At 41.3% G+C, this 15,714-nt stretch carries 11 protein-coding genes and 1 riboswitch; of the genes, 4 read left to right on the forward strand and 7 right to left on the reverse strand.

The window, feature by feature from the left end; genetic code table 11:
• Nucleotides 1-8: 8 nt before the first annotated feature.
• The 7 genes from RCG24_RS10945 to RCG24_RS10975 all read right to left on the reverse strand — a co-directional run bounded on the left by RCG24_RS10945 (nt 9) and on the right by RCG24_RS10975 (nt 8,600).
• Entirely contained in the window at nt 9-848 is an 840-nt protein-coding gene (locus RCG24_RS10945; protein WP_308079070.1) for a CheR family methyltransferase, read from the reverse strand.
• A 157-nt stretch (nt 849-1,005) separates the two neighbouring features.
• On the reverse strand, nt 1,006-3,093 hold the full coding sequence (locus RCG24_RS10950; protein ID WP_308079072.1) for a methyl-accepting chemotaxis protein: 2,088 nt from the start codon (nt 3,091-3,093) through the stop codon (nt 1,006-1,008).
• Complete coding sequence (locus RCG24_RS10955) at nt 3,074-3,361, reverse strand: HAMP domain-containing protein (RefSeq protein WP_308079073.1); 288 nt, start codon at nt 3,359-3,361, stop codon at nt 3,074-3,076. Before RCG24_RS10955 ends, RCG24_RS10950 begins: the two co-directional genes overlap by 20 nt.
• Nucleotides 3,362-3,363: 2 nt before the next feature.
• Entirely contained in the window at nt 3,364-3,870 is a 507-nt protein-coding gene (locus RCG24_RS10960; protein WP_308079074.1) for a chemotaxis protein CheW, read from the reverse strand.
• Between the two features lie 16 nt (nt 3,871-3,886).
• A complete protein-coding gene (locus tag RCG24_RS10965) occupies nt 3,887-5,932 on the reverse strand; it encodes a chemotaxis protein CheW (protein ID WP_308079075.1) in 2,046 nt (681 codons plus the stop codon).
• A gap of 132 nt (nt 5,933-6,064) precedes the next feature.
• A riboswitch (cyclic di-GMP riboswitch) is annotated at nt 6,065-6,152 on the reverse strand.
• A 286-nt stretch (nt 6,153-6,438) separates the two neighbouring features.
• Nucleotides 6,439-8,334, reverse strand: a complete 1,896-nt coding sequence (locus RCG24_RS10970; RefSeq protein WP_308079076.1) for a methyl-accepting chemotaxis protein — start codon at nt 8,332-8,334, stop codon at nt 6,439-6,441.
• 86 nt (nt 8,335-8,420) lie between these two features.
• Nucleotides 8,421-8,600, reverse strand: coding sequence for a hypothetical protein (locus RCG24_RS10975; RefSeq protein ID WP_202654378.1), 180 nt, complete (start codon nt 8,598-8,600; stop codon nt 8,421-8,423).
• Between the two features lie 298 nt (nt 8,601-8,898).
• Between RCG24_RS10975 and RCG24_RS10980 the strand changes: the two genes are divergently transcribed.
• The 4 genes from RCG24_RS10980 (at nt 8,899) to RCG24_RS10995 (ending at nt 15,709) form a co-directional block, all read left to right on the forward strand.
• Nucleotides 8,899-9,447, forward strand: a complete 549-nt coding sequence (locus RCG24_RS10980) for a cytochrome b family protein (protein WP_202654379.1) — start codon at nt 8,899-8,901, stop codon at nt 9,445-9,447.
• A 104-nt stretch (nt 9,448-9,551) separates the two neighbouring features.
• Complete coding sequence (locus RCG24_RS10985) at nt 9,552-10,313, forward strand: acyl-[acyl-carrier-protein] thioesterase (protein ID WP_202654380.1); 762 nt, start codon at nt 9,552-9,554, stop codon at nt 10,311-10,313.
• A gap of 398 nt (nt 10,314-10,711) precedes the next feature.
• Nucleotides 10,712-11,320: a TetR/AcrR family transcriptional regulator gene (locus RCG24_RS10990; protein ID WP_308079077.1), complete on the forward strand. Its 609-nt coding sequence runs from the start codon at nt 10,712-10,714 to the stop codon at nt 11,318-11,320.
• A gap of 135 nt (nt 11,321-11,455) precedes the next feature.
• On the forward strand, nt 11,456-15,709 hold the full coding sequence (locus RCG24_RS10995; RefSeq protein ID WP_308079078.1) for an acyl-CoA dehydratase activase-related protein: 4,254 nt from the start codon (nt 11,456-11,458) through the stop codon (nt 15,707-15,709).
• Nucleotides 15,710-15,714: the final 5 nt, after the last annotated feature.

The following is a 15,714-nucleotide window of genomic DNA, read 5'->3' on the forward strand; positions in this document are numbered from 1 at the left end:
TTCTCCAGTCATTCTTTTTGATACACGGAGGGAATAATGTAGTGAAATTTCTGATACTCTTTGTCGATTGATTCGGAATGGCCCATAAACAGATAGCCTTTTGGCTCTAACCAATGATAAAATTTATCGATTAATGCTAATTTTGTTTGATGATCAAAATAGATCATCACATTTCGGCAAAAAATGATATGAAACTTTTTTTTAAAAGGAAAAACTGGCCTCATCAGATTAAACCGGCGGAAGACGATCTCTCTTTTTATGTCATCAATAACCTCAAATTCCTCATTATTATGCTGAATGAGATAAGTTAAGCGCCAGTTTTTAGGAAGGGAGGCCACCGCTTGCTTATTGTATATTCCCGTTTTAGCAATCGATAAGGCATTCTCGGATATATCGGTTGCGAGAATTTTTCTATCCCAGAGCTTTTTTTCGTGGTTAAGATACTCATCAATTAACATCGCCAGCGTATACGGCTCCTCACCTGTTGAGCAGCCGGCACTCCAAATTCGCAAATCTTTTTTAGGCAAGGATGGGAGGAGAGTCGGAAAGACCTTTTCTTTTAAAAAATGAAAATGCCCGGCCTCCCTCATGAAAAACGTATGATTCGTCGAAATTTTATTGATTAAGGTGGTCAGAGCTTCGCCACTCTTGTCAGAAAGAAGATAGTCATAGTAATCGGAAAAGGTATCGATCTGTAATTGTTGCAGGACGGGGCTCAGTCTTCCTACTAAAAGCACTTTCTTTTCTTCTTTCAGGTAAATTCCGAAATTGGCTTTAATATAAGCGGCTAATTGTCGAAATTCTTTATCTGTTATCGTATACGGGAACATTTCATCACTCCCAGCCAATTTAAATGAAAACTTGCCGACTGGCGAGTCCTTAAGGACGGTTCATAAGGCGTAGTTGAATTTAGGCGACATAGGAAAGAATAAAGATTGGAAAAATTCCCTATTTGTTAAAAAAGAAGGAAGGAAAGAGCCCAGCGACTCTCTCCTAAAATAGGCTTCAATATTTGCCAAATTCAGTATCACTTAAGTCAATTTCTGTTTTTTGTCTCGTCGTGGCGCTCTCTGCATAGGCAGCTTGAGTTTTGGCTAAATTGGCCTTTTTCTTTTCAGATAGTTGTTCAAGCATGTTTAATAATTCCGGATTTAAATCTTCTATCCCGGCATGATAGGTATTATTGTAATAACCCTTTCTAATTGTAAATTTTTGCACTTGTTCTTTTAATATTTGAGCTTGGCCGGATAATTGCTCGCTGGCTGCAGCACTTTCTTCCGAGGTAGCTGAATTTTCTTGAACGACTTGCGAAACTTGCATAATTCCTTGGTTGATTTGATTGATGCCCACTGCTTGTTCATTGGAAGCAACATCGATATTATTGACGAGGTGAGCGACTTTCGCTACATCATCAACAATTTTTTGCAGTGCTGATGCTGTCTCATTCGCGATCCTTGTTCCATCTTCCACTTTCTTGATGGAGCCTTCAATCATTTCTGTTGTTTCCTTTGCGGCATTGGCCGATCTGGCGGCGAGATTGCGAACTTCCTCAGCAACCACGGCAAATCCCTTGCCATGCTGGCCGGCTCTTGCTGCTTCAACCGCTGCATTTAATGCTAAAATATTGGTTTGGAAGGCAATTTCATCAATAACCTTTATAATTTTTGAAATATTTTCCGAGGCAATGTTGATCTCATCCATCGCCTTTAACATTTCCTGCATCTGCTCGTTGCCTTGGGTCGCATTCGCTTTCGTCGATTCTGCCAAAACGTTAGCTTGGTTGGCATTCTCGGCATTTTGTTTCGTCTGAGAAGAGATTTCCTCAATCGATGAAGTTAATTGTTCAATCGAGCTCGCCTGTTCGGTTGCCCCTTGAGACAGAGAAACACTTGATGAGGAAACTTCCTTAGCACCGCTGGCAACTTGCTCGGCTGCTGTCTGGATATTTCCCATTACCTCATTAAAGGAATTAATAATGTTATTTAAGGAATCTTTGATTTCTGCAAAATCTCCTTTGTAATCATTGATGATCGCAACATCTAAGTTACCGTCTGCCATTTCTGCCAAAACTTGGGAAATTTCTGTTACATAGCCTGATAATGTAGCACCCATGCCGTTTAACGAGTTTTTGATCTTAGCATGGTCGCCTTTGTATTCTCCCTTTACGCTGACGTGAAGATTTCCTTTTGCCATTTCATCCAAAACAACAGCAGCTTCTTGGATTGGTTCCAAGATGGCATCGATGAGGCCGTTTAAGCCTTCCATTAGTTCCGCCCAGTCCCCATGGAAGAGTTCGATGTTGGCTCTTTCACTAAGCTTACCTTCATTAGAGGCAACAATCAGTTTCCTAATTTCCGCATTCACGTCTTTAAGATTCTTTCTCAATGCTTCGATATGATCGTTAATAAATGCTTTTTTACCCGGGAACTTTTCCAGTTCGGCATCGAAATTACCGTTGGCAAACTCGGCGATGCAAGCCATCGCTTTTTTCTTCACGTTAATGTGTCCTCTAACCATCGTATTGACGCCTTGGGCCATGATCCTAAAGTCACCCTGGAACTCTTCTTCCGGTAAGTAAACATCAATATCCCCGGCATCATGTTCGGCCGACATCTTGGTCATTTCGGCGATAAATTGTTTAATATTTTTTCGCAAACCTTCGATATGATCATTAATGAACGCCTTCTTACCCGGGAATTTTTCCAGATCAGCATCGAAATTACCGTTGGCAAACTCGGCGATGCAAGCCATCGCTTTTTTCTTTACACTGATATGATTTTTTACCATGTTGTTAACGCCTTGAGCCATTGTCTTGTAAGCACCGTTGAATTGGCCATCGGGAATGAACACATCAATATCCCCAGCATCATGCTCTCTAGACATCTGGGTCATTTCATGCATTAAGGTTCTAAGTGTTTCAACAACCTGTTTCAAGCTCCGTGACAGGATATCCTGATCAGACTTCACTTCTGCATGGATATCGAGATCGCCGGAAGCAATTTTATTTGCAGCTTCGGCTTGATTACGAGTTGTGGTCAAGATTTTTGCGAACGATGTCATTAATTGGCCAAATTCATCTCTGACGCTCAACATCAAGGTCTACAGCAAAATTCCCCTCTGCTATGTTGTTGGCACTATGAATCAGGTTCTGAAGCGGTCTGCCAATCACGCCAGAAAGGAATAATCCCAGGAATAAATTCAAGAGGATGGCAGCAATGACGATACTAGTAAATAAAGATATTTGACTTAACTGATCTCCATAATTGATCGCAATCAGACCAACGATAACGGTTAAAAAGGCATTGAGGGAAAAACAAAACAATATTTTCGACTTCATTTTCACGTTTCTTAACCAGTTCATTGCTAATGCTCCTTCCCGATTGTTTCTAAAGTTTGGGCTTCGTCAGTATTTAACAGCTTGGTGCAATCCAAGATTAATTTCACGTCCTCCCCTACGGTGCCGACACCCATCACATATTTGTTTCCTTTTTGATGGATTTCAGGTGGAGCGACAATTTCGCTGTCCGGTATCGAAAGAACCTCCGATACACTATCGACAATCAGACCAATTGATAGATCATCAACATCAATCACCACAATGCATGTCCGATCGTTGTATGGTTGAAATGGCTTTTTAAAGCGCAGCCGAATGTCCATAACGAGAATAATTTTCCCCCGCAAATTGATGATTCCCCGAATAAAGTCTGGCATCTCGGGAATTTCGGTTATTTTCTGGATGCCAATGATTTCGGTGACATATTTAATTTCAATTCCATAACATTCATTTTCAACAATAAAGGTAAGAAATTTGTCCTTCTGCGTATCCTCCTCCCATGTTTCCACCTCTTGAGATCCTATTTCTGTCATCATCTACAGCTCCTTTCGTTCAAATTCTAGTCTTCATTAACCCTGTTACATCAAGAATTAAGCTAATACTTCCATCACCTAATAGTGTACAGCCGGAGATAGTTTCAATATTTTTGATTCTTTTTATATACGGTGGCAGAGACTTGACCACGACTTGCTGCTCACCCAATAATTCATCAACAAAAAGACAGATACACTGATCCTCCTGTTCCACCATAATCAGAATCCCTTCATGTATTTGAAGTTTATCCGCTTTCGTATGATAAAGCTGATGAAGCCGAAGAATCGGATAGCATTGACCGCGAATCATGATCATTTCATTCCCATCAGGATCGGTGATAACATCGTTTTTCCCCGGTCTGAATGATTCCTTAATCACCGTTGTCGGTAAGGTATAATAGGAATGACCGACTCTTGTATTCATCCCGTCGATAATTGCCAGGGTCAGCGGGATTTTAATAGATATGGTTGTACCTTGATTGGGCACACTGTCGACGGAAACAGAACCACCTACGGCTGAGATGTTTTGGACGACGACATCCATTCCTACCCCCCGTCCGCTAAATTCGGTGATCTTCTCCTTTGTCGAGAAGCCCGGAAGGAAAATCATCTGGTAGATCTCTTTATCCGTCAGCTCTTCTTCGTTTTTATGTAGTAAATGACTTTTCTTCGCTTTTTCGAGAATTTTATCGCGGTTTAAGCCTTTTCCATCATCCTTTACCTGAATGATCACTTCCCCACCGGCATTTTTGGCTTCAAGAGTAATCGTCCCTAATTCCGGCTTACCGCTTATCCGCCGCTCTTCTGCCGATTCAATCCCATGATCCAGGGAATTTCTAACTAAGTGCATAATTGGATCAGAGATATGCTCGACAATACTTTTATCCACCTCCGTTTCTTCCCCAATTAATTGCAGGTGAGCGGTTTTGCCAAGCTTTTTACACATATCATGGACGACCCGGTGCATCTTGTGAAATGTGCTTGTTAATGGGACTAGGCGAATAGCCATGACTTTATCTTGAATTTCATTGGTAATCTTTTGCAGGTGCCTTGCCGCTTTCTGAAATTGTTCCAGCTCAAGACCGTTCAAATCAGGATTTTGGGTGACCATCGCTTCAGCAATCACTAATTCGCCCACTAAATCCATTAGTTCATCTAATCTCAAAACATTCACATTGATAAAACTGGTGTGCTGGCTATTGAGTCGCTTTTCTTCAATAGACCTTCGCTGATGTGAATGATTGCTCTCATCAGCACTTGCTCTCTCTTCTTCTCTGTTAATCTGTGAAATCTTCAACTGCTGTAAAAAACTAGACTGAGAAAGCAGCTGCTCAATTTCCTCACGAGATTTTTCTGTCCGAATAAATATCTGAAAGCCTTGATTTCTAATCACCTCACTGGAAACGATAAATTCCTTTTCGATCTCTTCCGGGATATGATAAAGTTCATTGACAATGTCTTTTAATCGATAGACAATTTGAAACGCACGGACATTCTCCATTTCACAGCCAGCTTCAAAATAGACCGTTATATGGAATAGGTTTAAATCATCATTGTTCCTGTCACTCAACATCCGTTCGATCATATCAGCAGCCTGCCGGTCTTGCCTTTGTAGATCATTTCCCTGCTGACTCTCGCCATTTGTCGCAACTCTGCTATTTTTCAAATTTGATAAATAGGATTTGGCAGACTCAATCAAAAAAGAGGCTTCTCCATCAACCGTATCAAGGTTTTTGGCTTTTTGAACCTCAACTTTAATGAAGTCGATGCTATCCAAAATCAAATCAGAAAGAGTGGAGAAATCGATGAATTGAGGTTTTTCTACCCTAATAAAAGAGAAAATATCTTCTAATGAATGGGACAATGCTGCAATATTTTCATGATGCATCATCGCCGAAGAACCCTTTATCGTATGCATAATCCGAAAAATCTCATTCACGGCATTTTTCGAAAAATGTTTGGCTTCCTCACTTTCCAGAATTAGTTCTTCTAGTTGTTCCAGCAGCTGAGAGGTTTCCATAATATACATTTCAAGAAACGAGTCATTTTCTGTTTGGTTCGGCATATTCTCCCCCTCTTTCCTCTATTAATTTCTGCTAACAATGTATGAAACATTTTTCCTGAGAACAAACAGAACTCTATATAAAAAGAAAAAAGCTATCCAACAAATGAATAGCTTTTCCGCAAAACTTAGCTATCCGGTAACCTGTCAACCATCGCATTTAAATTGCATTAGGCACATGGCTTTGCGTCCCTACCTTTCAGAAGGTTTGCCTTTATCGAAACGGAGTTAAACTCTAATCATAGTTAGGTACATAGTCCTAAATTTCAATATACAAAGTGTGAATAAAGGATGCTGTGAAAAATGTCACCGTAATATTACTAAAACAACAAATACATAAAAAATTCACATAATAAACCAATATTACTTAAAAAATTCATTATCAATGATAGAAAAAGGCAACGCCCGTTGTTTCGGGTTCGTTGCCTTGTCCATTATTCCATGTGGGAGATTGTCCAAAAAAATCCAAATTTTGATGTGTTTGAAGCAGACGAGATCCATTTCAAGCATCATTTAATTTTATCAATTTGGTTGTTTACTTCAGTAATTGCTTTTACAACTTCGTCGGATTGTTTTGTTTGAACTTGGAAAATTTTATTTAATTCTTCTGCTTGTTTTAGATTGTTTTCGATTTCCAAAGCCATTTCTTTACTAGATTGTAATTGATGACGTGCAGCAGCCACTATTATTCCAGTCATTTCTTTCAAGCTATTAATATTACGGACAATTTCCGCTTCAGTAATCGATTGCTCCCGGGTTGCATTTTTCACCGTATTAGATTGGTTCGTAACATTTTCTGCTGCCTCTACAATCTCCATGATGCCTTTCGCCTGTTCTGCAGTGGCAATTGAAATTTGCTGTACTTGGTCACTTGCTCCGGAGATACCTTTCACCATTTCCTCAGCAGTGATCGATTGTTCCTTCGTCGAATGCGTCATTTCCGACGCCTTTTTCTTCACATTCTCAACCGCTAGGGTAATCATTTCACTATTCCTCGTCTGTTCCTCTGTCGCTTTGGCAATCTGATTCATTTCCTCTGTTACATGCGCAATCCCTTTGACAATCTTCTGAATGGCTTCGGTTGTTTTTTCCGCAAGCTGGTTGCCAACCTTGACTTTATCTGCACCATCCTTAATGGAAGTAACAGCAACTGACGTTTCTTCTTGAATTCCCTTGATTAACTTCGAAATTTCTTTCGTTGCTTGGGCGGAACGCTCGGCTAATTTCCGCACTTCCTCCGCTACCACAGCAAAACCTTTTCCGTGTTCACCAGCACGGGCAGCTTCAATAGCAGCATTCAGTGCCAAGAGATTGGTCTGATCGGCAATATCATCGATTACTTGAATGATCATGCCAATTTCATCTGAACTTCTTCCCAGTCTTACCATCACTTCGCTGGCCTGATTTATGACTAATGAAATTTCCTTCATGCCATGTAAGGTTTTATTCAGAGATTCCGTTCCTTCCAAGGCATCATCTTGAACGGTGTTGCTTAACTGGTTCACCGTTTGGGCGCTTTCGGCGATTTGCTTAATCGAAACGACCATTTCTTCCACTGCATCTGCCGTTTGTTCTGCGTCATCCGTTAAGCTTTCTGCACGCTTGCTTACACCTTTTATGGACTTACTCATTTCTTCGATTGCTGCTGAAATTTGATCAACCGTTGCCCCGGCACTGCTGACATTTAACGCAACTTGTTCAATCGAGGTCATCATCTCTTGAATGGCGGAAGAGGTTTGCTCAGCAGAGGCTGAAAGGGTATCTGCACTTGATGCCACGATGTTTCCCGATACTCCCGCTTGTTCGATTGCAGCCGAAATTTCATCGATACTGGAACTGGCTCCATTGGTATCTGACGCAAGCTTCTCGACAAAGGCCAATAATTCTTTTGTATTAGCACTTGAGCTGTGCATATGCTCCTCAAGTATTTGAACCTTATTGGCGGTTTCATCAATCAACTTTTTAATTTCCATAACAGATTCGGTCGTAATATCTACATTTTGGATAACCCCAACGACAGAACGACGGATCCGTCTGGTAATGATGAAGGCTACAACAATACAGAATAGCTCTGCTAAAATGGACACAATAATAATTTGCTTTGCCGCATTAGCTGACTGGTGCTCTGCATCCGCAATGATTTTGTTATTATCTTTTTCTACTCTTTTTGTTAAAACATCTAAAGAAGCGATCGTGCTGCTTCCGCTTTCCGTCATGGCTGTTAATTTTCTTTGTGCCTCCTCTTTGTCGTTCCTTTTAGAGGCTTGAAGAAATGATGAAAGATCAGAAGCATAGGTTTCAAAATTTTTATTAAAGATATTCAATTGGTCATTATTCTCTTTGTTAATAATGAACTGATGAACTTCTTTAATATCTTTTCTAGCATCAGCAATCTTTATATTCATGAGGTTTTCCAAATTTTCTCTGCCTTTATCACTGGCATCCAACGAATAATTACTAGAAAACATGCCAATATAAAGGACATCTTCTTTTAAACTTCCAGCAATTGAAGCTTTTTCATTTGCTGATTACCAATTTGATGAATTTTACTTGTTGAATCACTTATATATTTATAGGAAAAGGACGATATAAACACAATCACTAAAAATACAATAATATAACTGCTCCACAATTTGATCCCCATTGAAAACAGATTTTTCTTTTTCTTCATTTTACCGTCTCACTTTCATTCTGAGATATAGATTCAATATATTATATCAAGCTAAAAAAACGCCTTCAAAGGAGGAAATTGGCATTTTATTCTTTTCAGAACATTTTGTGTGTCAGAAAAATGACATTTTTGATTTCACTCAACGGATACGAATATAAAGGGCTCGTTTTAGAAGAAAATCTTTAGCAGCTGCAATTCACAGCAAAAAGAAGTTCAAAAATTCTCTTACTTTTTCAGACATTTTTCATTTTGGACGGTTAGGCTAAAGATAATAAATCTTACGAAAGGAGTTCCTTCCATGAATTATAAAGTGATATTCATCGGATTGTTGTTTGTTTTTGCTCTTGGTTTTGTTTCAGCAGGAAGTCACCTTGTTTCAGCCGATGATGATTTCGATAAAAAGTATGAACATCATGAAGGACACGATAAAGATGAAAAAGACTATGAGGATATTGGTAAAACGGTTGGCTGGGGAACCGCTGCAGCGATAGGAGCAGCGGGACTGATTTTTCCAATCAGAAGATCGACGAAATTCATGGTAAAAAATTTCCCCGATAGGAAGAAGCTTTTTATCTCCCTCTCTAAGTTTTTTGGAAAATATCATCTTTTTATCGGAGTTATTGCCTTGGGCTTAAGTATCACTCATGGTGTTGTCATGTACTTAGACAAAGGTGAACTGGAAGGTGAAGGGATGATTGGCTTAGCCGCAGTTATCTTAATGGCAATTGCCGGCATCGTGGGGGCAGTCTTATTTAAAAATAAAAAAGCCAAAACTCTGCGAACCGCCCATACAGGTGTGATCGCTTTGGCTATTCTAATCGGATTGATTCATATTTTTGCTTCATAACTACGTGTGCCCTAGAGTTAGACAGGCCCTGGCTCACCGGTAAACTGCTTGTTTTTATGCCGATATGGTACAATAAAAAGACATGATGCAAAGGAGTAATGGAGATGGAATCTGTATCATCGATTTTTAAAAGACAGTACCATATCGACCTTAGAGATGTTGATTTCAACAAACAGTTAAAGTTAAGCACCCTTTTCAGTTACTTCCAAGATATCGCTAGTTTGGCTTCCGCGGACCTTGGTTTTGGAATTGAAACGCTGGAGAAGAAATTTGGGGTAGCTTGGATTTTAACCCGAATTCGCGTCGATATCCTCCGGATGCCCAATTGGGATGAGGAGATTACGATTGAAACCTGGCCCTTGGAACCAACCAGGGTGGAGTTTGACCGTGATTACCTTGTCAAAGATGCCAGCGGGAATATAATCATCAAGGCTGTATCCAAATGGGTGATTATGGATATAAAAGAGCGAAAAATTAAACGAAGTGACCTCATTCAGATTCACTATCCGGAGAAAATAACGAAACGAGCCATCGCGGGAAAGTTAGCAAAACTAAAGGATTTTGGCAAGTTAGAACCAGTGTACGACAAAGTCATCGGATACAGTGACATCGACTTTAATGGTCATTTAAACAATTCCAAATATGTCGACTACATCATGGATTGCTTTCCGGTGGCAGATCACCAAAACTACACGATTCAAACCATTGATCTCAATTTTAATCAAGAAGCATTGCCTGGTGATTCGATCACGCTTTTTAAAGACACCTCAGGAGTGGATGAAAATGTCATATACATAGAGGGTGTCAATCAAACGGACGATAATGTGGTATTCAAATCACTCATTACGATTAAAGAAAACAGTTAGGCTGATCCTCCCACCTGCGGAGCGTTCACTGCCTGCTTATGAAAAAACTGCTCCGCCAATCTTAGAAAAACAGGATCATGTCTTAAATGAGAGGTTTTAGAAAAAACTAAAACCTCTTTTTTATTTCTTTTGATTCTCAGTTGACCTGAGCTAACCTAGACCTTTTTCGGATAGGTAAATCGCTCCTTGCTGCCCGAACAAATCTCCATTTTCGTTTTTTGGGTAACTAGACCCCAGCTTGGCCCACCCTCTGCTGATTCCATTAACCATTACCACTAGTGGCAAAGTTTGCTAAAAAGTTCAAAAAGTTGTCATGAACACCTTGTAAAACATTGGTATAGTTAGATTAAACAGTGTTTAAAACAATGTTTAAAACACAACAGAAATCGGGGATAAAAATGAATAATATCACAGAATCGGAATTCACAAAGAAGGAGCTTATTCTCAAAGCGACTTTGAACCTGATTAAAAAACAAGGCTTTGAAGGCGTAACGATGAGGAAAATTGCTTCTGAAGCAAAGGTAAACGTTGGCCTTGTCAATTATCATTTCGGTTCCAAAGATAAGTTAATCAATGCGGTGATCCAAATCCTCGTCGATTCCCTAAAGGAAACGTTCACCATATTGGATGATGATTCGATCGAACCAAGACAGCGGTTAAAGCAATTTCTGCTTCAATACATCAATGCCTATTATCAATATCCCTTTATTGCACAGCGAATGCTTGTCGAAGGGACCATCATTTTTGACAGTCAAAAGGAATTTATCCATTTTATGAAAGCATTCGGGATAAAGAAAATGCAGCATACGGTTGAACAATTAATCGGCAAAACAGAACCGGAAACGCTCATTATCATTATGTCTAATCTATTAGGGGCAACGTTTTTGCCTGCGTTGATTGAACCATTGTATGAAAAAGTGACCGGTTTTCGGTTTCCTGAAATGGAAAAAAGAATTGATCTTTTATTGGATCGCTATTTTTCCGATGCAAACTCAGAAAAGACATGATTTTCCTAGTTGCCCGATGATTATTTTTCGTGAAACAAACTAATAAAAAGGTGTGTTTCTCAAGGAGGATTTTGCTTTTTCTTTTACCAAAGCAAGCTTATAAAAAGACATGATGTTTTCAAGGAGAGGGGAACCATGGAACTGAAAGTTGGCCTTGATGTTGGCTCAACAACAGCCAAACTCGTTGCCTTAAACAACCAAAATGAAATTGTCTTTAAATTTTATCAACGGCATTTTTCTGATATCAAAACGACCACATTAAGATTGTTGCGTCTGGTGTCTGAGCGATTTCCTTATGCAAAACTGAAAATGAATGCCAGTGGTTCATCAGGCCTTGGATTATGTGAACCGCTGGGTATCCCGTTTATTCAAGAAGTCGTTGCCTGCACGGAAGCGGTAAAATCGACCGAAAATGATATTGATGTCATTATCGAGCTGGGCGGTGAAGACGCCAAGATCATCTACCTTACAAACGGAATTGAGCAGCGAATGAACGCTGCCTGCGCCGGCGGAACGGGGGCGTTCATCGACCAAATTGCCACCCTGCTAAATACAGATGCCGCTGGATTAAATGAACTGGCAAAAGGCGCAGAAAAAATCTATCCGATTGCCTCAAGATGCGGTGTATTTGCGAAAACGGATATCCAGCCGTTGATAAATGAAGGAGCCCGAAAAGAAGATATCGCTGCATCTGTGTTTCAGGCGGTCGTCAATCAAACCATCGCCGGACTTGCAAACGGCAGACCGATTCGCGGCAATGTCGCCTTCTTAGGCGGTCCGTTAACTTTTTTATCGGAACTGAGAAAGAGTTTCATACATACCTTAAAGCTGACCGGTGAACATATATTATACAGTCAGGACGGGCATTATTATGTCGCGATCGGGGCGGCCCTGGAAAGCAATAATAATGAATCAATTGAAGTGGACAAACTGATTCAAATCCTTGCGAATATGGATCAAGCTGTCAATGTCGACCAGTCCAAACGGCTTGAGCCCCTCTTCCGTTCAAAGGCAGATTATGAAGCATTCAAAAGCCGCCATTCCTTGGCAAAAGTAAAACAAAGTCCGCTGTCAGCCTATTCCGGTCACGCTTTTTTAGGGATCGACGCCGGGTCGACGACAACGAAAATGGTGTTAACCGGTGAAACCGATGAAGTGCTGTTCCGTTTTTATGAAAAAAATAAAGGGAACCCGATTGGAACCGTCCGTGAAGGCTTAACGGCTCTGTACCAAGCGCTGCCGGTGGATGTGAAAATTGTCCGTTCCACCGTAACCGGATATGGCGAAAAATTAATTCAGGCAGCCTTTCGGATTGACGATGGGGAAATTGAAACGGTGGCCCACTATACTGCGGCAAAGCAATTCCAGCCGGATGTCGACTTTATCATTGACATCGGCGGCCAGGATATGAAGTGTATCAAAATCAAAAACGGCGTGATTGACCAAATCTTACTGAATGAAGCATGCTCGTCAGGCTGCGGCTCGTTCCTCGAAAGTTTTGCAGAAACGTTGGAAAAAAGTGTCCAGGAGTTTTCTGAAATGGCCTTAATGGCGGAGGCACCAGCCGACCTCGGATCACGATGTACCGTGTTCATGAATTCAAAAGTTAAACAATTGCAAAAAGAAGGCGCCAGCATTCCCGACATTTCCGCCGGCTTGGCACATTCGATCATTTCCAATGCGATTTACAAAGTCATTAAGCTCAAATCAGCCGAACAGCTCGGCAATCATGTGGTCGTCCAGGGAGGAACCTTCCTCAATGATGCCGTCCTTCGCTCGTTTGAAAAAATTACCGGTAAACAAGTTATTCGTCCGGATATGGCGGGATTGATGGGAGCCTACGGCTGTGCCCTGATTGCCAAAGAAAGATGGGATGGACAATCGGTGTCTTCGCTGCTACCGGTGGAACAGCTCGGCAATTTTACCCTGCAAACGTTCCACCGCCGCTGTGGTAAATGTGAGAATAACTGTCCGATTACCGTGAATAAATTCTCTGACAAACGGTCCTTCATTACGGGGAATCGCTGCGAGCGGGGGGCCGGAAAGCAAAAGCAAAAAAGTCCATATCCCAATTTAGTTGAAGAAAAATTGGATAAAGTATTTAACCGTGTCTGCCTTGAAGGCGATGAAGCGGAAAGAGGAAAAATCGGCCTGCCCCGTGTGTTAAATATGTTTGATAACTATCCGTTCTGGCACCGCTTCTTCACCGAATTAAGTTTTGAGGTGGTTTTATCGGACCCTTCCAGTAAGGCCATTTTTGAAAAAGGGATTGAAACCATTCCGTCAGAATCTGTCTGTTATCCAGCCAAGCTTTCACATGGTCATATTTTGAACTTGATTGAAAAAGGCGTCAAGACCATCTTTTATCCGTCCGTTGTTTTTGAAAAACGGGAAAATCAGGCCCAGCAAAATCATTACAATTGTCCGATTGTGGCCTCCTATCCTGAGGTGATCAGGGTGAATTTGGAGAAAGTCTTTATTGATAATCAAGTAACATACTTAAACCCATTCTTAACGATCGATCATCCTGCCGCACTGTTGAAAAATCTGAGTGAATGTTTTCAGGACATTCCAAAAGTCGAACTCAAAAGGGCTCTTAAGAAGGCCCAGGCTGAAAAAGAGGCCTATACCGAATGGCTGCACAGACGTGGCGAGGAAGTCATTGCTCAATTACGCAAAGAACAGCGAAAAGGGATTGTCTTTTCGGGGCATCCGTATCATATTGACCCTGCGATTAATCATGGCATTCCGGGTGAGATCAATAAATTGGGGTTCGCCGTGTTAACCGAGGACGCGATTGTCCAGCTGGCTCCGGAGGATTTGGAGGTGGATGTCGTCAATCAATGGACCTATCACTCCCGACTTTATCAGGCGGCAGATGTGGTTAAAAAAGAACCTTGTCTCGAACTGCTGCAGGTTACCTCCTTCGGCTGCGGGCTGGACGCGATCACAACAGATGCGGTACAGGAAATTTTGGAGGAAAGCAATCAGTTATATACGTGGATAAAGATGGATGAAGTCAGCAATTTGGGAGCAGCACGGATTCGTCTTCGTTCCTTAAACGCAGCCATTGAAGAGAGAGAAAATCATCCAGAATTACAGCATAAACAGAACACAGCGAAAATCAGACCGCCTAAATTTGCCAAAGGTGATAAAAAAAGATACACGATCCTTGCACCGCAGCTGCTGCCCAGTCATTTTGATCTGTTTGCCAAGGCGTTTGCTCTCGATGGATATGATTTAAAAATATTGCAGGATGTCAAAGATGCCGATGTCGAGGTTGGATTACGCTATGTCAACAATGATGCCTGTTATCCGGCGGTCATCACAATTGGTCAGCTTGTCGGCGCTTTGAAGAACGGAGAATACGATTTGGACCGAACCGCTGTGATTATGTCGCAAACCGGCGGCGGCTGCCGGGCAACCAACTATTTCGCGCTGCTAAAGAAGGCGTTGCGGAATGCCGGAATGCCTCAAGTTCCTGTGATCTCCTTAAACGGCGGCGGGATGGAGAAAAAGAATCAGCCGGGATTTAAGATCTCCCCTACGCTCGCCAAATCGATGGTAATTGCCGCCTGTCTCGGTGATTTGCTCATGCGATTGAAACTTACCGTCAGGCCCTATGAAAAAGTCACCGGCAGCACCGAAAAAGTTTATCAAAAATGGCTAGAATCCAGCAAGCAGCTGTTAGAAGCGTTCTCGATGCGCGCATATAAGAAAGTGATTAATGAGATCATTGCCGATTTCAGCGAAATTGAAATGATTCCAGAGCGAAAACCGCGGGTCGGAATCGTGGGTGAAATACTTGTTAAATTCCACCCATATGCCAACAACCAGCTGATTGAAACCATCGAAAAAGAAGGCGGCGAAGCCGTTGTTCCGGACTTTATTGATTTCTTCTTATATGGGCTTTACAACCGGAAATATAAGGTGGAGCACTTTGGTAAATCCAAACTGAATATTGCCATTGGAAAAGTAGCGATTCAATTGATTGAATATTATCGCAGTCCGATCCGTGAGGCTCTGTTAGCAAGCGAGCGCTTTGAAGCTCCACTAAAAATTTCCGAAGTGGCGGAAAAAGCATCACGCTTCTTAAGTATCGGCAATCAGATGGGGGAAGGCTGGCTCTTGCCGGGAGAAATGGTTGAGTTAATGGACTCCGGCGTTGATAATGTCGTTTGCGTCCAACCGTTTGGCTGCCTGCCAAATCACGTTATCGGCAGAGGCATGTTTAACGGCATTAAGAAGGAATATCCAAATGCCAACATTATTTCGATCGACTATGACTCTAGCATCAGCAAAGTAAACCAGGTCAATCGCATCAAGCTGATGATTAATATCGCTAAAAACAAACTAAAACAAGAAAATGATCTAATCATGAAATCATGACAATG

It is taken from the genome of Neobacillus sp. OS1-32 (assembly GCF_030915425.1).
Taxonomy (GTDB): Bacteria; Bacillota; Bacilli; order Bacillales; family Cytobacillaceae; genus Neobacillus; species Neobacillus paridis.